The sequence below is a fragment of the Rheinheimera sp. SA_1 genome (assembly GCF_001669775.1).
Lineage (GTDB): Bacteria > Pseudomonadota > Gammaproteobacteria > Enterobacterales > Alteromonadaceae > Pararheinheimera.
Genome location: NZ_LXWK01000015.1, coordinates 457,547 through 478,087, shown reverse-complemented (window position 1 = coordinate 478,087; position 20,541 = coordinate 457,547). Strand labels below are relative to the sequence as shown.

Sequence of the window (20,541 nt, the reverse complement as noted above, 5' to 3'; positions counted from 1 at the left end):
AATAAAAGTTGACAGAATTCAATTTCATTTATGAGCTCGACAACCGTTTGTTGAGCTTTTTTTTTATCAGAAATTTGACCTTGAGGTACAGTTACTGTTGTTCAGCCTGTTCAAACGTCAAGCCGTTTTAATGGTTGGAGTGGCGCTGTTTAGTCAGCTGTTACAGCTGGCTAGTTACCTGGTTTTAACCCGCAATTATAATGCAACAGAGCTAGGGGCGTTCGCTCAGTTTAATGCAATCATGTTGTTGTTTTTACCTTGGGCTTCACTCGCTTTTCCTTCAGCATTAGCGCTCGTAAATAACGAAGCTCAACGACTATATCTTTCAAAACTAGCCGTCTTCGCCACAATCACCACAGCCACTCTCGTGCAGCTATTGTTTTGGGGGTATTGGTTTTATTACCAGAATGCCAATCCGCTTTTTCTGTACGGCCCTTTTATTGCAATATGTGGCGCCGGGATTGCTAGCCTGGCTGAGCAGAGATGTTTGTTGGCTGGCCGTTTAAAACAGCAGGCTGTGGTCGTGCTGTCGGTGGCATTTTTGTTTTGTATGAGCCGTGTCTTATTAGGGCTTTATCAAGCAGATGCACATTGGCTGCTCGTGACGGCCATATTGCAACCCGTAGCTTTGGCGTGTTTATATTATTTGGCGGCAGCCAAAACTACTGAAAAAAATTTATGTTGGCGCTGGTCTGATCTAAAGCAAACCTACCAGCAATTCTCGGTTTTTCCAACGTATCAGGCAAGTCAGCTGGCGTTTAATGCCTGGTCACAAAGCATTCCGTTATTGCTATTTAGTTACTGGTTTGGGCTTGATGTTCTCGCTTTTCTAAACATCGCTGTATTATTGTTGGTCGCGCCATCTATGCTGGTCAACAAAGCTGCTGGTGATGTTTATTATCCACTTGCCGCTCGATTGCTTGATAATAGAAGGGTATTGTGTAAGTTTTTGTTACAATGCACCGGAGCACTATTTATAGTATTGTTGTTGCCATTTTCATTGTTGGGGCTTTATGCAGAAGCTATTTATGCTTTCTTGTTTGGTGACGAATGGCAATCTGCTGGGCACTATGCTTTGTGGTTAGTGCCATGGTATTTCCTTGTATGCCTCAATGCACCGGCATTAAAGACACTGATGGTGTTGCGTCAGCAAAAAGTTAGTTTTTACCTCAATATTTTTACCTTTATCATCAGGTGTTCGGCTATAGCTGCCGGGGCAATTGTTTTCAAATCTGTCTGGTGGGCGTTGGGATTGTACGGTGCGGCAGGCTGTATTCATAATCTTGTTATTATTGGGATAGCTTTTAAGGCTGTCGCCAAAAACTCTAGTCCACAGGTAGTCCCCGACAATGCTGCAACCTAATATCAACATAACCCATAAATATACAAAATATCAGACTGTTGACTGCAGTTTTACCTGTGCAGGTCAAGCGATACGAGACGGCAAGTTGTTAAGTCCACAAGCTCTATTGAATCAACTTCAATTATTGTCAGAAAAAACGCTTACTTCATATTTAGAATCTCTTGATGGATTTTTTTCTTTTATATGGTGCACCGCGACCAACGTCTATCTTGTCAGTGATAGATTACGTAGTTATCCACTCTTTTATGTTTCTACTGCTGTCGATTTATGGATATCGGATGATATTGAACTGCTTGTGGCGCAATTGGGATTAAATTCACCAGATACGCTATCCAGATCTGAGTTTTTACAATTGGGTTATGTCACTGGTGCCGCAACGACTATGGCTGGTGTGTCACAAGTTCCTGCCGCAAGTTGTGTAGATTGGAATGGTAGCGCAGTCACGATAGAAAGTTGCTTTGAATTTTTGCCGACGCCAGGGCGGCAATTGACCAAGCCAGACCTTAAACAAGAATTATCAGCCATCATGTGTTCGTTAACCCAGCAATTAATGAGTAAAGCAGCCGGCCGGCAAATTGTCGTTCCGCTCAGTGGCGGATTGGATTCCAAGGCGTTATTGCTGAGTTTGTTTCAAGCTGGGTATACCAACATTTGTTGCTTTACGTTTGGTGCCGCTGATAGCTGGGAGTTGGTCAATGCTCGTAATCTCTGCAATCAATTGGGTGTGACTTGGTATCCGGTTTATTACGACTCGCTGACTTTCAGTTCACTCCGCTTCGATGCCGAGTTTGAGCAGTATTCGTTATTTGTTCATAGTGGCGTATCGGTGCCTAATATCCAAGTCTTTCCGGCCGTTCGCATATTGTCAGGCCAAGGTATTATTCAATCGGATGCGCTGATTATCCCGGGACATACCGGGGACTTTGTCAGTGGTGCACATCGTCCACATACAACCTCGCTCAGTTCTACGATAGAAGATGTTGCTATGAACTATTTGTGGAAAACTCATTATCAGCTCAGACGATATTGTCCTGATAAACTAAAATTACAAGCAAAACTACGCGACCAGTTAATACAGATTTCCGAACAACAATCTGGTATCGACGCTGCAGATCTGGCTGAAGCTTGGAATTTTAGGGAACGCCAATCGAAACTAATAGTGAATTCAAATCGTTATTATGAGTTTTTTCAGCTTGAATGGTGGATGCCATTCTGGCAACGCGATTTTGTCAATTATTGGCAGGCAGTTCCGCAGCAGTTCAGGCTAAATCAGATACTGTGGCAGGAATGGGTTAACGAGTTTTCGTTACAATTATTACCTGGCTATCAGGCTCCACCGAAAAAGCCCAAACGTCATAAAACTTTGGAAAGGGTCGGTGCTGTACTGGATTATTTTACTGACAGAAACAGACTGTTGACTGTTGTTCCTTTCCATCGTTGGTTGCTTTATCGGCTCCGTCTTACAAAACACAGCGGCAATTTATTCGGCTATCTTGCGGAGAAAACGCTTTTGCTTGCTGACAGGCATCGTTACCATAATGCCCACCAACGAGAATGCGGCAGAGACCTTCAAGAGAAATAAAGCGCGTTGGCGCAATTTGGTGTTCATGAGAAAACTTCTGGTGAGTCTGTTCAGCGAACAGCAAAAAGTATCCATTAAACAAAAACTCGAGACTGTTTCGGCAGCTTTTAGTTATTTTTTTGCCAGCCATCGTTGGCTAGCCTCTTTTTACTATTTTTTGCTGAGCAGTCAGTTCCATCGTGAACATCTGGCGATATTAAAAGGTCGGTCAGCTTATCGGCAGAAGCTGAATCAGGTGGTGAACAGTAGCGCTTTGTTGAGACGGAATATTCATCGTCTGGAGAAAGGCCTGATCATGCAGCCTCGCAGACCCGTTTTTGCAAGTGATTATATCGGCGAAACTGTTCATCATTATGCTGATCTTCATCGTTATCCCGACTTCGATCAGGCCGAGTTAAATTGGGCATTTCAAGTTCTGACGTGTTACTTTTCTGTGGTGAGTGACGGTCGGAACAAGCTGGTTGATTTGGCCCGACAGCAATTTATTAACTTGCCTGTCGTCGCCGCAAAGGACACGACGCAAGCGTCACCATATACCAAACGTGAGGCGGTACGTGCCGAAGTAAGCTTTGCGTCGTTATCTAAGTTATTTAGACAACGAAGGTCGGTACGTTGGTTTTTACCAACGGCTGTAGACGTCACAATCATTCGCCAGGCGGTAAATATCGCAAATCAGGCACCTTCAGCTTGCAACCGTCAACCGTTTCGGTTTGACGTGATTAATGGTAGCAAGAATGCTGCAAAAATTGCCAGTCTGGCAATGGGCACCACAGGTTTTGCTGAGAATATTCCTTGTCTGTTGGTGGTCGTCGGAGATTTAAGTTGCTATCCAGCTGAAAGAGATCGTCATGTAATTTATATTGATTCATCCCTTGCCACCATGCAATTGATGCTCGCGCTGGAAACATTAGGTTTATCGACTTGCCCAATTAACTGGCCGGACATTGAGTTTCGTGAAAAATTGATGCAGCAGAAATTAGAGTTGGAAATCTATGAACGGCCTGTCATGTTATTAGCGGTTGGTTATGCCGATCCCGACGGTGGTATTGCGTATTCTCAAAAGAAAGATGATCAATTGTTAGTCAGGGAAATTCAGCATGTTGATTGAAATTCGAGGTGTGCAATTTGTCAACAAAGGTGCTGAGCTCATGCTGCATGCTTGTTTGGAGCAAATTCAACAACACTGGCCACAAGCGCAGGTTGCATTGGCGCCGAATAAAAACTCGCCTTATCAGGCCAGAGCATTATTAGGTGCGCTGCAAAAACTGCCGTTACGCTTTAAAGGTTATGATTTTAATGCGCTGAGTTACTGGCTGCCAAAACGTTTTCGCAGTTTCCTGCGCCATTGGCTTGGAGTGGTGTTTGAAGTCGATATCGACTGGGTGTTGGATGCGTCTGGTTTTGCCTATGGTGATCAATGGGGTGGACGTAACATCAAGGTGTTGACGGATGAGATCTTAAGACTGCAGCGGCATCACAAAGGTTATGTGTTGCTACCACAGGCCTTTGGACCTTTTACTGGTCAGAGTGAACAACTGCAGCTGCAAACTGCCTTACCAGCTGCCTGGCTGGTCTGCCCAAGAGACGATGCCAGTTTTCAGCATTTGCATCCATTGTTGGGCGGCAGTGCAAACCTGCAGCAGTTTGCAGATTTTACCAATCTGGTAAAGCCGCAGCTGCCTGAAGAACAGCCTGAAAAACCGCTTTGCCTGATCATTCCGAATGCGGCGATGTTAAGTAAAAAAAATCTCAATCTGCAATGGCAGGCAAATTATCTACGGGTGTTGGAATTAGCGGTTAATACAGCTTTTAGCCAGCAACTTGAACCGGTGTTACTGAACCATGAAGGTATAGCGGATGCCGCCATCTGTCAGTTGATAGCAAGCAAATATCAGCCACCACTACGAGTGATTAACGAGCCGGATCCGCGTCAAGTGAAAGGCTGGATTACTGTCAGTAAATTGGTGGTTTGTTCACGTTTCCACGGTTGTGTCAGTGCGTTATCGTCCGGCGTACCATGCCTTGGTACAAGTTGGAGTCATAAATACGAAGCTTTGTTCAGCGAATATCAGCAGGCAGGTTGTCTGTTACAGCCAGATGTTGACGCGGCGCAGCTGGAAGCTTTATTTTTACTTGCAATAGCCTTGGCAAACACCGAACAAGCTCAAGCTGCCATCAACTATTATCAAACCCAAAGCAAACAATTATGGCAACAAGTCGTCGTTGCCGTTGCTAATGGTTTGAAAGCAAGTTCAGAGCAGGTTAAGTGACAGACTGTAGCATTCGATGGTGTAACAATAGCGTTATCCGTTATACTAGCAACGATTTCCGTTGTCTTCAGTTTGTAATCATCGCGGAACCAGGGAGTTTAATGAATGCTTGAATGGCTTTTGTCTTTGCCACGTTATGCCAAACGTGCAATTTCAGTAATTGCTGATGTTGGGTTTTTGACATTCTCAATGTTGGTTGCTGTTTACGTTACTCAGGAAATTCCACTCGCAGCTTTGTTGCAAACCTTCCCAATTTTTTTGTTATCTGTACCTGCTACGATTCTGGCTTTCACCAAATTGGGTTTATATCGTGCGGTTATTCGTTATATCGGGCAGCATGCACTTGGCGCGGTGCTCGCGGGTATTTTGAGTAACGCGATGATCCTGGTGATGTTATTTCAGCTGGTTGGTATTGCCGATAAGGGTAATCTGGTGTTTGTGTATGCCATTCTGGCGTTAGTGACCAGTGGTGGCTTACGCCTGGTGGCTCGGATGTTTTTATTCCAGCGTCATAATGGTCACAAGCAGCGCGTACTTATTTATGGTGCTGGGTCTTCAGGTCGCCAACTGGCACAAGCGCTTTTGAATGGCGAACAATTTCATCCTGTAGCCTTTGTGGATGACGATGCGACCTTACAACGCTCAACCATCCTCGGTATGCATGTTGGTAGCCCGGCGCAAATTGCTGCTATCGTAAAATCAAAAAATGTCAGTCGAATTTTATTGGCGATGCCTTCGGCCAGTCGTGCGCGGCGCAGAGAAGTACTTGAGTCCTTAGATAATTTACCAATTCCAGTACAAACCGTGCCCGGTATGAGCGATATTGTGGATGGCTCGATGCGGATTGATGAACTGCAGGATGTCAAAATCGAAGACTTGCTCGGCCGCGACCCGGTCGCGCCAAAATTAAAACTGATGCACGCTAATATTAAAGAAAAAGTGGTAATGGTCAGTGGTGCCGGTGGCTCGATTGGCTCGGAATTATGTCGCCAAATCGTCCAGTACGAACCGACGATGGTGGTGTTGTTTGAAGCGTCAGAATTTGCACTTTACAGCATTGAGCAAGAGTTAGCCGCTTATATTCAAGAACTTGGCGTCGATGTAAAGTTAAAACCTATTCTTGGCAACGTACAAAAACAAGCCAGAGTACAGGCAGTGATGCAAAGCTTTAAGGTGCAAACGGTGTACCATGCTGCAGCTTACAAACATGTACCGTTGGTTGAGTACAATATCGTTGAAGGGGTCAGTAACAACGTGTTTGGCACCTGGTGTGCGGCAGAAGCAGCAATTGCCGCCGGTGTTGAAACCTTCGTGTTGATTTCGACCGATAAAGCGGTGCGGCCAACCAATATTATGGGCGCGTCTAAACGCCTGGCAGAATTGGTATTACAAGGGTTGTCGACGCGTCAGCATCACACCCGTTTTTGTATGGTGCGTTTTGGTAATGTGCTGGGTTCTTCTGGTTCAGTGGTGCCGTTATTTCGCGAACAAATTCGTAATGGTGGGCCGCTGACGGTGACCCATCCGGAAATTATCCGTTATTTCATGACCATCCCGGAAGCTGCCCAGTTGGTGATTCAAGCCGGCGCTATGGGCAAGGGCGGTGATGTGTTTGTGCTGGATATGGGCGAGCCAGTACGGATCGCTGATCTAGCACGACGCATGGTGCATTTGATGGGGCTTGAAGTCAAAGATCAGCAACATCCGGATGGCGACATTGAGATTTCGTTTTCTGGTTTACGACCAGGTGAAAAATTGTATGAAGAGTTGCTGATTGGCGAAAATGTCCGGCAAACCGCCCATCCGCGGATTATGGCCGCCGATGAAGTGTCGATGTCGTGGAAAGAAATGGCGGAATTACTACGGCAGCTCGAGCATCATTGTGAAAACTTTGCCGTGACGCAAATTGTGCAGCTTATTACCGAAGCGCCGACCGGGTTTAATCACAGTAGTCCGATCAGCGATTTGGTGGATGCCGGGCATAAAACTGCCGACAAAAACAGCGATAAAAACCATAGTCCGGTGCGCCCGGTATTTAAGCCGGTTAGCGAAGTGCCCGCAGTGGTGCGCGCTAGTTAAAAGACTTAATGAACTGATGTCAGGATCGCTACAGCTTTGTTTAAAGGCTGTGGCGATTTGCTTTGTATAACAGCGGTGTATCCGTGCACCAGCTTTCCTCATGCCATAACAACCTACTGCAACTAAATTAACTTTCCGAAGGTTGCCACACCAGCTGTTTAAAGTGGTTGCGACACATGGAAACGTATTTGTCATTGCCGCCAATTTGTACCTGCGAACCCGCTGTTGAAGCTTGTCCATCTTGATCCAGTCGTACCACAAAATTCGCTTTGCGGCCGCAATGACAAATGGTTTTGAGTTCAATCAGTTTATCGGCCCAGGCCAACAGCGCCTGACTGCCGGCAAAGGTTTCTCCGAGAAAATCGGTCCGTAAGCCAAACGCCAGCACCGGTACATGTAAGCTATCAACCACATCGGTTAACTGCCGAACTTGTGCCTTTGATAAGAACTGTGCTTCATCAATCAGCACACAATCGAGCCGTCCTTGTTGTTTTAAGTTCTGACATTGCGTCAGGAAATTCAACTCGGCGTCAAATAACAGCGCATCCATCGCCAGACCAATCCGTGAACTGACTTTGCCAATACCGTACCTGTCGTCCAGCGCGGCGGTAAAAATAGCCGCATTCATGCCACGTTCCTGATAGTTATATGCACTTTGTAATAAGGCTGTGGATTTGCCGGCATTCATCGCCGAATAATAAAAATACAACTGTGCCATGGTGAGCCCGTACTTGCTGGAAAAGACCACAGTATAACCGGTTGCTCTGCCAATACAGAAGTGTTGTCAGCGGCTTTCACCAGGCCACCAAACAGACAAATTTTGCAGTGGAGTCAACGGGCTGAATGCATTACTCTGAGATCACAAACAGAAGGAGAGCAGATTGTGGATAAACTTTTAGTGTTAACTGTGGTGGCCGAGGTGCTGTTAATCAGCGTCATTATGGTGATTATGGGGCGGCGGCGTTTCAGCGCTGCCAGAAATAAAGAAATCAGTCTGGGCGCCTTTCGCACCATGGATTTGGCTGGCGCCAATGAAGGGGTGATCACCGCCAGCCGCAATTTCGACAATCAGTTCCAGATGCCGATGTTGTTTATGTTCGGCGTGTTGTTTGTCCTGCACTTTCAACTGGCCGATCTGGTGTTTGTGCTGCTAGGTGCGCTCTATATGGCTCTGCGCTTGTTACACAGCATCGTGCATATTACCTCCAACCATGTCAGAAGGCGGTTTAATCTGTTTTTAATCAGCTGTGTGGTGTTATGGGCATTCTGGGTCCGTTTTATATTAATGTTATTGGTGTAGCGGGTGACTGATTGGTTTATATGGCCCTGGCTGTTACTACTGGTCAGCGCATTTACCTCGGCGACTTTGTTGCCAGGTAGTTCAGAAGTGGTGATGGCGGGCATGTGGTGGCATGGTTTTACCCCTGTTTTATTATGGGGAGTGGCCACTTTTGGTAATGTGTTGGGATCATGTGTTAATTGGTGGTTAGGATCACAGGCGCTACGCTTTTCGGACCGGTCATGGTTTCCGGTCAAAGCGCCGCAAATGGCGCGCGCACAACAATGGTTTGGCCGGTTTGGCACGCCAGCCTTGCTACTGAGCTCTTTACCGATCGTTGGTGATCCACTGACCATCGTCGCTGGGGTGATGCGGATGCGCTTGCCGTTGTTTGTGCTGATGGTATTTGTCGCCAAAGGCGGCCGTTATGCGGTGTTGTTGCTGGCTGCCGATCAGTTGTTGCCTTTGCCAGCCGGTTGATGTGTGTTACGTATTTCAATGAAGTCTTAGCGAACAAGGAATTAACGGATGAAGTTAATTGGTAAAGTGAGCAGGTTGCTAGCTGGTGTTAGTTTGATGACCAGCTTTTGTATGATGGCGCAGGCGAATGCCGCAGAAGTCGCAGCAAAGGAAATCTGGCTGGATATACCCCAATCGGAACTGGTTTATCTGCAATTAGAGCATGGCATTGTGGTGTTCAAACTGGCTGACCAATTTGCACCACGCCACACTGAACGGTTCCGGCAATTAGTTCGGGCTGGTTTTTATCAGGGACTCACGTTTTACCGGGTGATTGATCAATTTGTGTTGCAAGCCGGTTTGCCGGAAGATGAAAAACATCCAACACTGACCAACCAAAACTGGCCTGGGGTCAAAGCTGAATTCAGCTGGCCGGTGAAAGCCGCCGATCGCTATACCTTAGTGCAAAAACCTGAAATGTTTGCCGCTGAAACGGGTTTTAATCAGGGGTTTGCGGTGGGAAGGGACAATGGACAGGAATGGCTGCTGAGTTGCCCATTGACCGTCAATATGGCGCGCGACACCAATGCCGATAGTGGCACCACCGATTTTGCCTTGATGCGTGGTCAGGCACCGCGGCATTTGGATCAGAATATGTCGGTATTTGCCAAAGTCGTGTGGGGCGCTGAGCTGTTAAACGGCGTCAAGTATGCTCCGGCACAGTCCGGCGGGATTATCACTGATCCGAAGGCGCGTAGTAAGATTATCAGCGCCACGCTGGGCAGTGATTTACCCGAAAGCGCTCGTTTAGCTTTGCAATGGCAGGACACCAGCAGCCCGGCTTTTATCGACGCTTTGGCGCAGCGTCGGACGCGCGGCAATGACTTCTTTAAACACAAAGGGAACGGTGCGCTGGATATTTGTTATAGCCAGGTGCCAGTGCGGTTAAAGCCGCGCTGACATCGACAAAAAACTAGGCGAAAGTCCGAGTTTGGGTCATCATAGCGGGTATCTATACCCAAAATCATTGAAGATGCGGGTAGGCGCCGAATGAGTGCGTCCCTGGGAGCATAGCTGTCTATGTGACCAGGGCGGACGAGAGATGGCAACAACCCCGCATCTTCAAGGATGACGGGTATACCAATAACCAAGTGAAAGGTAAAATTATGGAATACACATTGTCTGCGGACGAACTGAAAAAAGTGACCCAATTGGACGCTGAACAGCGTTACGATTATTTTATTACCGCAGTAGCTGATTTGGAAAAAATCTGGATCCTGACCGATGAAGAAGGTTTTGTCCTGGTTACTGCCGAAGACGAGCGTTGTATTCCGGTGTGGCCACATGCCGAAGTGGCGCAGCTGTGGATTGAAGGCGATTGGGCAAATTGTTCAGCGCAGGCCGTTGATATCAGCACCTGGCTCGACAAGTGGACCTCTGGTTTAGACGGCGATGAGCTGTCCATCGCGGTATTCCCGCATGCGGATGAACCAGGTATCGTGATTTCTCCGGTCGAACTGCAGGAAACCCTGCTTGAAGCGATGGAAGAAGATAGCAGCCACTAAGCTGTAGATAGCTGGCCACTTGAAGTGGCGGGTGACAACAACAGCAGAAGCGACAAAAAAGCGAAATAGTAACAACTGTTTCGCTTTTTTATTGGCCGGTCAGCCACTTGCAGCAATTTTGTACGACAGTATTGATAATTGTTCTTAATTAGATTAAGATGACGGCGATTTTCAGGAGTAGGCTGTTATGTACATTTGTGTTTGTAAAGCTGTGACCGACAAAGCGATCCGCCAACACGTGGCAGAAGGTGCTTGTTCGATGCGTGAGCTAAAACAATGCTTAGGTGTTGGCAGTCAATGTGGCAAATGTACTTCAGCAGCGCAAGATCTGTTAAACCGCAGTCTGACTGAGCAAATGCGCATCCCTTGCAACGTGCTGGAACAACGTCCAGCGGCTTGATGTCGTTTGGGTGTTTAACGCAAAATTCTTATTTATATCCACATTATCTGCATGAATATCTTATTTCCATTCAAAAGCAACGATAGCTAGGGCATAATGGCCGTCTTTGTTGATGCCAACATACTCCCCGGCATCACCCAATGTTTCGCCAACATGCCGGAGCTTTTCATGTCAGATTTTTCAGCCATCGCTGCAACCAAACCTATCCGCACTGTCGCTATTGTTGGCGGCACTCATGGCAATGAATTCTCAGGTATTTATCTTGAAAAACGTTACCGTGCAGCACCAGAACTGAAAACAAGATCCAGTTTCAGTTGCCGCACTCTGTTGGCCAATCCGATGGCGCATCAGGCCAATAAACGATACCTCGACAGCGATTTAAACCGGCAGTTCAAAACCGTTGATTTAGCCAATCCCGCACTTGCTAATTATGAACAAAGCCGTGCCAAGGTCATTAATGCCGAGTTGGGCCCAAAAGGCGCCGCCAAAACAGATTTTCTCATTGATTTACATAACACCACCAGCAATATGGGAGCCTGTTTAATTCTGACCCAGCCCGGTGCCATTTATAATTTGCTGGCCGGTTATATTGCGCTGAAAATGCCGGAAGCGGTGATTTCACGGGATGAAGACCATTTCAAAGCTGAAGATCATGCACTGCTCTGTACTGTCGGTACTTTCGGGGTGATTGTCGAAGTCGGACCCCAGCCGCAGTCGGTGATACGTCAGGACGTGCTGGAACAAATGCATGAGATGACCCAGCATATTCTGGATTTTATCGAGCATTACAATCTGGGTACTCTGCCACAATTACCAGCGCGGGTAGAGGCCTTTCGATATCTGCATAGTCTGAAGTTGCCAGTAACCGCCAATGGCGAACGACTTGGCATGGTGCATAAAAATATCCAGGACCGCGATTATCAGCCGATCCAGCCTGGGCAACCGCTCTTTACGCTTTTTAGCGGCGAAGAAGTTGCTTATGACGGCAATGAGGTGGTTTATCCGACCTTTATCAACGAAGCTGCTTATTACGATAATAATCTGGCGATGTCGCTGAATGAAAAAGTCTGGATAGAGGTTTATCCGGAGGTGTAGTTGGCCTGTTCGGCGTACTACCGCTAACGCCGTGAGTACGCCCTACGGTTTTCTATTTTAATAACAATATGTTAAGCGTATCCAGAGCGTAGGGCGGACTCACCGAAGGTAGTCCGCCGCAGGTCACCAATTAAAACGACTATTTGGCTTCCTGCCGCTGTCGACTCTAATTTCAACAGATCTAGACTATCGTTGCTTTCATCATTATTTATTTTTGTTTTTCCAGCTTAAATACTTGCTGCCATACAGTTTTAGTTTGAATATCAGTTTATTATCATCGAACTTGTTGTGGCATTGCTGTCGCATGCTTTTTCCCAAAGTTATTCCCGGAGCCTTTAATGCAGGATATGGCACTGGTTTCCTTTGTAGTGGATGTACTCCTGAGTGTGTTGCTGATTTTCCTTTGGTGGCTGCAGCGGCGGGATTTTCATGCACTGTATTGGGGGCTTGGACATCTCAGTCTGACCTTCATGGTTTTATACTGGTATTTACCACAGCCGTTGCTACCGGGTTATGCCTGGCGTTATGAAATTGTCACGCTGTTGGCGTTAGGCGGTTGGTGTGGTTATTGGTTTGGCAGCCGTTGGGCGCTGGGCGCAGATTTAACCCACTGGCGGCGTGAACTCTGGGTGTTGCTGATTGCCGCGCTGGTGCTGCGTTCCACTGTGCAATGGGGCGATCCTTTTGAGTCGTTGTTGTCTCCGATGGCACTGCTGCATTATGGGGTGATGGCGGTATTATTCGCTCTCAGTGGCTATTGGTTTTGGCGTCGGTTGCCTGAGTACCGTTGGCTCGGTGCTATTTTACTAACGCGCGCACTGGTGACCCTGGTGATGCCGCTGGCCAGTGAATATCAATGGCATCTGTCTTCGGTACTGGCGGTGGCGGCCGCCGCCAAAATTGCCTGTCTGTTTGGATTTTTTTATCTGGTGCTGGATCAAATCCGCCAGCGTTACCGCGCGACGCTGGATAGCCTGAGTCATGGTTTTATGATCCGGGATAAAGCCGGATATATCCGAACTGCCAATACCCGCGGTGCCAGATTGTTGGGCTATAGCTCCCGCCAGCAATTGCAGGGTAAACATGTCACTGAAGTGTTGCCACGACTCACCAGAGCGATGGCGGACCAATACTTTCAACGGTTGGCAGCAGCTGATGCCAAACCTCCTTATATCGATGAAGCGGAACTGTTGCTACACAATGGCCAGACCTTGCAGGCCGAACTGATTAGCTCTCCTTATGTTGAGCGCGGGCAACTGTTTTGTCTGGTGCAATTGCTGGACGTCAGTGAACGTAAGGCGCAGCAGGCGGCTTTGCAAAAGGCTGCAGCAACCGATCGGCTGACCGGCTTGCTCAACCGCAACGCTTTTGGTCAGCACATTGACTCGCTGTTACCGAAACTGGCTGTGGCGGTGTTGGTATTTGATGTGGACCATTTTAAGCGGATCAACGATAACTTTGGCCCGCAGATTGGTGATCAGTTGCTGGTGGAAGTTGCCAGGCGGCTGCAGCAGGAATTTGCGGACTTATCATTGGCTCGCCTTGGAGGTGATGAATTTGCGTTGGCGCTGTCATTTGCAATACCAACCGCAGATCCGGCAGAAACCGACACACCTCCTTTCCTGTTGCAACAAATAACCAGCAGATTACTGCAGCTGTTTAGTCAACCATTTCAGTTACAGGGGCTGGTATTGCCGCTGTCGATTAGCATCGGTAGCTGCGAGTCCACAACAGATGGTTGCGACAGCGACACCTTGCTCAAGCATGCCGATATCGCGATGTACGAGGCGAAACAACAAGGCCGGCAGCGCTGGGTGTGTTTCCGCCAGCCGATGCTGGAACGCTCCAGACAACTGTTGTTTATTGATACTGAGTTAAAACAGGCGATTGTGCGCCAGGAATTATCCTTGGTTTATCAGCCGATTTATCAAAGCGGCACCCCAACCTTTACCAAGATGGAAGCTTTGCTGCGCTGGAATAGTCAAAGTCTTGGGGTGGTGGGCCCGGATCGGTTTATTCCGGTGGCCGAAGAAAGTGGTTATATCGTGCAGCTGGGGCATTGGGTGTTGCAGCAGGCTTGTCTGCAGCTGGCGTTGTGGCAACAACATCACCCGTCGTTGTTAGTGATGAGTGTGAATGTTTCGGCGCTGCAGTTGAACCAGCCGGGTTTTGCTGATGTTGTCGAGCAGTTGCTGCAGCAGTATCACTTACAACCAGCCCAGCTGGAACTGGAGATCACCGAGCGGGTGTTGCTGGATGACAGCGCCGAAGTCAGCGCGGTTTTGCAAATGCTCACGGTCATTGGCGTGCAAATTTCGCTGGATGATTTTGGTACCGGTTATAGCTCGCTTAGTTATTTAAGCCGTTTTCCGCTGCAGACTTTAAAAATCGATCGCTCCTTTGTACAGGCGATGGGCGACAACGATCGCAGCCGTGATTTAGTGCGGGCTATTGTCGCGATGGGACAAAGTTTGCAGCTACAACTGGTGGCGGAAGGGGTGGAAACGCAGGAACAAGCCGCGGCGTTAACCGGGCTCGGTTGTCAGTTTTTGCAAGGCTATTATCTGGCCAGGCCGCAGTCAGCAGACGTTATTACGCAGCAGCTGCAGCAAGTACCGTGATACCTGTCCGAGTACTTCATACATAGCCAGGTAGTTTCATACTAAGCAACGCTCAGACGTTGTTACAACGCCTGATAGTTTGATTTTTTCTGAATCAGTTCAATGGCGTAATTATCCGGATCCCGCACAAAGGCGATCTCGGTGGTGCCACCTTTGACCGGTCCCGGTTCGCGGCTGACCACGCCACCACGGGTCTTAATGTCGGCACAAGCCTGATAGATATCATCCACTTCCAGTGCAATATGGCCAAAAGCCGTGCCTAATTCATATTGCTCGACGCCATAGTTATACGTCAGCTCCAGTACCGCGCCTTCACGCTCATCGCCAAAACCAACAAAGGCCAGGGTGTACTTATATTCAGGATTATCTGACTGACGCAGTAACTTCATGCCCAGCACCTGGGTATAAAAGTCGATGGAGCGTTGTAACTGCGTCACGCGCAGCATGGTGTGTAAAATACGCATGGCAATGTCCTGTTTATGGTTGGTATGCAAGCCGATGGTGGATATGTCGGCTGCTATGTTTCTATTCGGCTTTTTCTTTATATTCGTACAAATCTTCCACCAGACAGCTGCCACATTTTAGTTTGCGGGCGTCGCAAGTATAACGACCATGCAGAATCAGCCAATGATGCACATCCAGTTTGAATTCTGCCGGCACCACTTTCAGTAATTTTTATTCGACCTGATCAACATTGGCACCAGGGGCAAAGTTCATCCGGTTGCTGACGCGGAAAATATGGGTATCGACAGCGATGGTTGGCCAGCTAAATATCGCAATGTCGCCGTCGATACTGGAAAGTGTCGGCTTGAACCAGAGCCGGTGCAATTTACACTTGGGCGCTCTTATTTAACCAACCTTTCGAATTCAAAGTTTCCCAGGCGGTTTTGATATGAGCTGGCTTCATTGCCTTCTTCCGATCACTCCAAGCATGTATTGCTTGAACAATAGCATCAAGGTCGTTTTGTCTGTCTAATAGCTCTTGGGTTGCAACCCAATGGACGGTAGACAATAGCTCCATACCATATGGTGATTCAAATCCTTCAACTAAATCAGATACTTGTTCAAATTTATTGAGAGTTTCTTTGTTTTCAAATAGAAATTCACGTGCTTGATGGGCAGCATCAGGGAATAACTCGATCGACGTATCAGGTTTGTTTTGGCCATCGGCATAACCGCTAATAAAATGCCCTTCCATTTTATTCAGCACATGACGCAAAACGTCAGCATATGGGCCATAGTGATGCTTAGTAAAAGTTACTTGGTTTAGGTGCTCGCCTGATGCTGTCAAAAAATAAACGAGTTTTTGAACTTCTAATAAAGATAAGCTGTATGCGAGCCCTTTATTTAAGTACCTATCGATTAAACTCAATACCGCAGCTCTGCCAACTGTCATGTTCGGCTTTTTGGTCTTGTTAGTCATTGATTTAGCATCTGGGGCAGCCTGCGGAGGAAAAACGCGCCATTCGATTTCTGGAACTTTAGACAGTTTTTCTACAATTAATTTGTTTACAGAATCCCACTTTAACCCTCCTAAACCACTTCCAAGCGCAGGAACAGAGACCGAATGTAAGCCTAATCGTTTTGCTTCATTTATTAGCGCGTCTAAGCCTGATTCGATGTACTCAATTTTTGAGTCACCTTTCCAATGTGCCTTTGTTGGAAAATTAATTATATAAAAAGGAGGATTCATACTTTCCATAGAGACTGAAAGAACTGAACCAGTAACAAGCGATTTCTGGTCACATGCAGCCTTATAAACCTCAAAGTTTCTAGGGAAAGCTTTTTTAAATTGAAGAGCTAAACCTTTACCCATAACACCTACGGTATTAACTGTATTTACAATAGCGTCAGACTGCTCATGTAAGATACTTCCTTTCTGATAAGTTATCATTTAGTTGCCTCCACTCAGTAGTACCAGTTTGTGCGAACATTTACGGGAGGTCGGTGTGGAACTACAGCAAGGATCTGATTTACTCTTTGCGCAACTTGTTGATTCATTACACCTATCTCCTTAATTGTAGTCCAAGGTACATGCTGAAATGCTAAAAACTCAGCTTGCTTTTCTTCTTTAACGGCAGTCCAATATTTCTGATTAATGGAATTCCAGTTAAGTTCATTCAAACGGCTGAAATCCGAAATTTGTTCTGCATATCCTAGATCTGCATGTATATCCGTGAAAAAACAGTCTGGATTCATGTGTCTGACTGTGTTTACGTCAGTGACCAAATGGATAACTTCATTTTGTCCACCTCTATAGTTCTCATGCCCTATATTGACGACATATAGCATGACAGAGCGAGGGCAGAAATTAAATGGAACATAATTTCCAATAAAACCTCGACGTGAAACTGTTACAGCGTGATTTAAACGACGTTGCTTTATATGGCTATACCCAATATTTTCATTAGCCAAGCTTCTTGTAATTCGTTCGGAATCAGACATCAACCCACCATTTTGAATAATACTAGTCAGGTTATTGATGTGGGTAATATGAAATACATCAGGGTTCACTCCACCCTCCTAGCTTTTTTCTTTATAGTGTTTAGCCTTAAGGATATTAAGGAATGTGTTGTTTCTGGATTCTGCATCAAATGCCAAGGCACGATAATCTATAAAATTTATTATGGTATTGTGTGCTTTATGATAGCTATAGCGAATAGGCCATCCGTTACGTACTGGTATTCGGTTGTAACTCTTATCGTCTAATGCAAGATCTGCTTCTTCGTCAAAGCTAATAAATGCATATGTCCAAATTCTGATATTTGACAAATTACTTTCTCTGACATATCGAGAATATTTTAGAAGTTCAGACTCAGCTATAGCAACGTCATTCTTTGCATTAGGTCTTTTAAGCTCAATTATTACGACATCTGTAATTTCTTCTTTTTTAAAGGTATTACTAGAGAGCGTTAGAATGTCAGGTTTATCTAAATATTTGTGAAGCTCCGGGAAAATAGCTTTAATTTGTTTGTCGCTAAATACCTTGTCAAAGGTCATAAACCTGTCATCAAACAACCAAAGATTATTCGTTCTGTAGTCAACAGTATCACTTTGAGTGAATCGTTCAGCGAAGAGGTTGTGGATTTCGCTCTCTAATGCGTCCCTATCTTCTAGCGATTTTAATTTTTCGATAGTCTTCTGTCGGTCAAACACATATTCAGCTAATTCAGCTTGAACAACTCTATTTAAAATTATCTGCCTCTCGGAAGATGTAATCTTAAGATGTCCAGATCTTATTATGTCTTTATCATCATTGAATAATTTTTGAGCCTCTTTAAGTAAATCTTCTTCGCCAAGCATTAATTCATTTTTCATAAAATAGCTGGATAAAAAGGGGGCTTTATCTATAGCTTTTTTAAGGTATTGATCGGATTGCTCTTCAATGTCTATTCCGTGCTCTAGACAAATATTTTTAATTTTGTCTCCGAGCGCTGAATTAATATCTTCCCAAGATAATGTTCTTGTCCAGTCACGTTGATGTTTTCTTTTTGCGTTGATAGTCAGTTCATCTCGTTCATTATTTAAGTTGTTATCGAAGTACTGAGCAGAAAGCAAATAAAAGAAATTAACTCCTTTAAATGCTTTAAATCGTTTATTTCCGTCCATTTGGCTATTGAAGCAAACAACTCTTCCACCTGCACAATAAGCTCCGTCACCAGTTTTGAAACCTGGAGTATTTAACAGATAGCTCAACTTAAATGTTTGACCATCAACGGAGAATTCACTTTCTTCAAACCAAGGAATATCATCACTTCTTAAACTTGCAAAGTCCGCGTTGTCAAATTTGATCTGAATATTGATGACTTTCTTTGTTTTATTTTGGTTTAGGAGTTTAAAAAATGGTAGAAAGTGAAGCTTGATAGCTTGTACTAAATCAAGTTTATTAACTTGGCATTGTTCTCGAGGAGTATAGATGCGTAGTTTTGTTTTATCAGAAATCCTATCTATCACTGAAATCGTGACATCGTTGTCAATATTGAAATTGATTTCTTTATCTTGGGATAAAATATGGACATTTTCAAAAAGTTTTAAAAATAAGAATCTACCAACACCTTTCGCACCAAATCTGGCTTTTTTGTGTCTACTTCTATATGTCTGAAATGATTCTAAATCATCACTTTTAAAACCATGCCCATTATCTACTACCTGTATTTCGCTGACATACTGATTTTCAACATCATCAAAATCCGAGTTTAAACTATTGATAGACAGTTCAATCTGAGTTGCGTCTGCTTGGATAGAATTAGTAATAGCTTCGTAGACGACTTGGTTGACGGTTACTCTTTTTAAGTCATTAACTATTGACACTGTCTCTGCTTTCATCACGCATTCCGTTTAACTTTGGTGAATTTCACCATTATTTATGGGGAAATCTCTCTGAATCATGCAAATAAACCTTATTGGTATTCGAAAGATAATGCAATGATATTGCAAAACTCTTTCCGCCTAGCTCGCTCGTTATTCAGATTTGTCTTTAAACTCGCACAAATCCTCAATGATGCAAGAACCACATTTAGGTTTACGTGCCACGCAAGTGTAGCGGCCATGCAGAATGAGCCAGTGGTGAAGGTTAAACATAAACTCAGATTTATTCGGGGTGTTTTTAATGATGCTTTGTTCGGTTTCTTCAACCGTCTTGCCCTTGGCATAGCCTGTACGATTTGCCACGCGCTGGATATGGGTATCGACGGCGATGAAGTATCTACCTTCGTTATCTTTTAGCCAGCCGAAGGCGGTATTGAGCACCACATTCGCGGTTTTGCGGCCAACCCCAGGCAAAGCTTCTAACGCTTCGCGGTTTTCCGGCACTTCGCCCTGATGTTGCTCCACTAAAATCCTACAGGTTTTAATGACGTTTTCAGCTTTGGTATTAAACAAACCAATGGTTTTGATATAGTGCTTTACGCCATCGACACCCAGCGCCAGCATCGCCGCCGGTGTTTTGGCAATGGCGAACAAGGGGCGGGTGGCTTTATTCACGCCAACATCGGTTGCTTGTGCTGAAAGTAGCACCGCAATCAGCAGTTCAAACGGCGAGCTGTATTCAAGTTCAGTGGTCGGCTTCGGGTTAGCATCACGTAGCCTGGATAAAATAGCGATACGTTTTTGCTGATTCATCCGGCGGAAGTCTCGTTGCTGGCCACATGAGTGACTCTGGCGCGGGTGATGCCGGCGGTTTGCACCTGGCGGCTTTTTTGCCGCGCATCAACGGCATTTTTGGCGGCGATTAAAAAGCCCAACACCATAAAAGCTCCCGGCGGCAAAATAGCCAGCAGGAAATGGCTTTCGGTTTTGAACACTTCTACCCGCAGTACCGTGGCCCAAGGGCCAAACAAGGCTTCGGCACCGTCAAATAAGGTGCCCTGACCCAGCAGCTCACGACAGGTGCCAAGTAAAAACAGGACCAAAGTAAAACCAAGTCCCATCATCAAACCGTCGACAATTGACGGCAACAACGGGTTTTTCGAGGCAAAAGCTTCAGCCCGGCCAATTACGATACAGTTGGTGACAATCAGCGGAATAAAAATGCCAAGCGATTGATACAGCTGGTAGGTGTAGGCTTGCATTAGTTGTTCAATGGCGGTGACCACCGCAGCAATCACCATCACAAAAATCGGGATGCGGATTTCATTCGGCACCTGGCTGCGGATCAGCGACACCACCAAATTGGTGCTGACCAGCACCAGCATAGTGGCAAAACCCAGGCCAAGTGCGTTGGTCATGGTCGAACTGGTGGCAAGCAAAGGGCAGAGGCCCAGAAGCTGTACCAGCCCAGGGTTATTTTGCCACAACCCCTGATGGATGATGTTGCGATAATCGCTCAT

Annotated in this window: 19 protein-coding genes and 1 pseudogene; 12 read left to right on the top strand and 8 right to left on the bottom strand. The window is 45.9% G+C overall.

Annotation, left to right across the window (positions count from 1 at the left end; all coding sequences use genetic code 11):
• The first annotated feature begins 97 nt into the window (after positions 1-97).
• The 5 genes from A5320_RS09405 (at position 98) to A5320_RS09385 (ending at position 7,294) form a co-directional block, all read left to right on the top strand.
• Complete coding sequence (locus A5320_RS09405) at positions 98-1,363, top strand: lipopolysaccharide biosynthesis protein (RefSeq protein ID WP_157605751.1); 1,266 nt, start codon at positions 98-100, stop codon at positions 1,361-1,363.
• On the top strand, positions 1,350-2,945 hold the full coding sequence (locus A5320_RS09400; protein WP_068063758.1) for an asparagine synthase-related protein: 1,596 nt from the start codon (positions 1,350-1,352) through the stop codon (positions 2,943-2,945). The genes A5320_RS09405 and A5320_RS09400 overlap by 14 nt, the downstream gene beginning before the upstream one ends.
• Complete coding sequence (locus A5320_RS09395) at positions 2,902-4,053, top strand: nitroreductase family protein (RefSeq protein WP_231916700.1); 1,152 nt, start codon at positions 2,902-2,904, stop codon at positions 4,051-4,053. Before A5320_RS09400 ends, A5320_RS09395 begins: the two co-directional genes overlap by 44 nt.
• On the top strand, positions 4,043-5,215 hold the full coding sequence (locus A5320_RS09390; RefSeq protein WP_068063755.1) for a polysaccharide pyruvyl transferase family protein: 1,173 nt from the start codon (positions 4,043-4,045) through the stop codon (positions 5,213-5,215). The genes A5320_RS09395 and A5320_RS09390 overlap by 11 nt, the downstream gene beginning before the upstream one ends.
• A gap of 105 nt (positions 5,216-5,320) precedes the next feature.
• Positions 5,321-7,294, top strand: a complete 1,974-nt coding sequence (locus A5320_RS09385) for a polysaccharide biosynthesis protein (RefSeq protein WP_082971650.1) — start codon at positions 5,321-5,323, stop codon at positions 7,292-7,294.
• Positions 7,295-7,421: 127 nt separating this feature from the next.
• Here A5320_RS09385 and A5320_RS09380 read toward each other — a convergent pair whose 3' ends face one another.
• On the bottom strand, positions 7,422-8,012 hold the full coding sequence (locus A5320_RS09380; RefSeq protein WP_068063753.1) for a thymidine kinase: 591 nt from the start codon (positions 8,010-8,012) through the stop codon (positions 7,422-7,424).
• Between the two features lie 165 nt (positions 8,013-8,177).
• On the opposite strand from A5320_RS09380, the gene A5320_RS09375 reads away from it, so the two are divergent.
• The 7 genes from A5320_RS09375 to A5320_RS09345 all read left to right on the top strand — a co-directional run bounded on the left by A5320_RS09375 (position 8,178) and on the right by A5320_RS09345 (position 14,713).
• On the top strand, positions 8,178-8,594 hold the full coding sequence (locus tag A5320_RS09375; RefSeq protein ID WP_068063751.1) for an MAPEG family protein: 417 nt from the start codon (positions 8,178-8,180) through the stop codon (positions 8,592-8,594).
• A gap of 3 nt (positions 8,595-8,597) precedes the next feature.
• A complete protein-coding gene (locus tag A5320_RS09370) occupies positions 8,598-9,053 on the top strand; it encodes a YqaA family protein (protein ID WP_231916699.1) in 456 nt (151 codons plus the stop codon).
• A gap of 48 nt (positions 9,054-9,101) precedes the next feature.
• Entirely contained in the window at positions 9,102-9,992 is an 891-nt protein-coding gene (locus tag A5320_RS09365) for a peptidylprolyl isomerase (protein WP_082971649.1), read from the top strand.
• A 206-nt stretch (positions 9,993-10,198) separates the two neighbouring features.
• The gene (locus A5320_RS09360; protein ID WP_068063749.1) at positions 10,199-10,597 is read left to right on the top strand and encodes a DUF2750 domain-containing protein; all 399 of its coding nucleotides are present in this window, start codon (positions 10,199-10,201) and stop codon (positions 10,595-10,597) included.
• Between the two features lie 187 nt (positions 10,598-10,784).
• Positions 10,785-10,997 carry a bacterioferritin-associated ferredoxin gene (locus tag A5320_RS09355; protein WP_068063747.1) on the top strand — a complete coding sequence of 71 codons (213 nt, stop codon included), beginning with the start codon at positions 10,785-10,787 and terminating at the stop codon, positions 10,995-10,997.
• A 168-nt stretch (positions 10,998-11,165) separates the two neighbouring features.
• Entirely contained in the window at positions 11,166-12,092 is a 927-nt protein-coding gene (locus A5320_RS09350; protein WP_068063745.1) for an aspartoacylase, read from the top strand.
• Between the two features lie 338 nt (positions 12,093-12,430).
• Positions 12,431-14,713 carry a putative bifunctional diguanylate cyclase/phosphodiesterase gene (locus tag A5320_RS09345; protein ID WP_068063743.1) on the top strand — a complete coding sequence of 761 codons (2,283 nt, stop codon included), beginning with the start codon at positions 12,431-12,433 and terminating at the stop codon, positions 14,711-14,713.
• A 62-nt stretch (positions 14,714-14,775) separates the two neighbouring features.
• Here the strand turns inward: A5320_RS09345 and gloA are convergent, their stop codons facing one another.
• From gloA to A5320_RS09310, 7 genes and pseudogenes are all read right to left on the bottom strand, one after another.
• Positions 14,776-15,177, bottom strand: a complete 402-nt coding sequence (gene gloA, locus A5320_RS09340) for a lactoylglutathione lyase (protein ID WP_068063742.1) — start codon at positions 15,175-15,177, stop codon at positions 14,776-14,778.
• A 61-nt stretch (positions 15,178-15,238) separates the two neighbouring features.
• Positions 15,239-15,484: pseudogene (locus A5320_RS09335) on the bottom strand (endonuclease III); the annotation flags it as partial.
• 58 nt (positions 15,485-15,542) lie between these two features.
• Positions 15,543-16,607 carry a type II toxin-antitoxin system antitoxin DNA ADP-ribosyl glycohydrolase DarG gene (darG, locus tag A5320_RS09330; protein ID WP_068063740.1) on the bottom strand — a complete coding sequence of 355 codons (1,065 nt, stop codon included), beginning with the start codon at positions 16,605-16,607 and terminating at the stop codon, positions 15,543-15,545.
• 14 nt (positions 16,608-16,621) lie between these two features.
• Positions 16,622-17,227 (bottom strand): type II toxin-antitoxin system toxin DNA ADP-ribosyl transferase DarT, encoded by a 606-nt coding sequence (darT, locus tag A5320_RS09325; protein WP_068063738.1) that lies wholly within the window; start codon positions 17,225-17,227, stop codon positions 16,622-16,624.
• A 9-nt stretch (positions 17,228-17,236) separates the two neighbouring features.
• Complete coding sequence (locus tag A5320_RS09320) at positions 17,237-19,039, bottom strand: ATP-binding protein (RefSeq protein ID WP_068063736.1); 1,803 nt, start codon at positions 19,037-19,039, stop codon at positions 17,237-17,239.
• 135 nt (positions 19,040-19,174) lie between these two features.
• Positions 19,175-19,834, bottom strand: coding sequence for an endonuclease III (nth, locus tag A5320_RS09315; RefSeq protein ID WP_068063734.1), 660 nt, complete (start codon positions 19,832-19,834; stop codon positions 19,175-19,177).
• Positions 19,831-20,541, bottom strand: a complete 711-nt coding sequence (locus A5320_RS09310) for an electron transport complex subunit E (RefSeq protein ID WP_068063732.1) — start codon at positions 20,539-20,541, stop codon at positions 19,831-19,833. The genes nth and A5320_RS09310 overlap by 4 nt, the downstream gene beginning before the upstream one ends.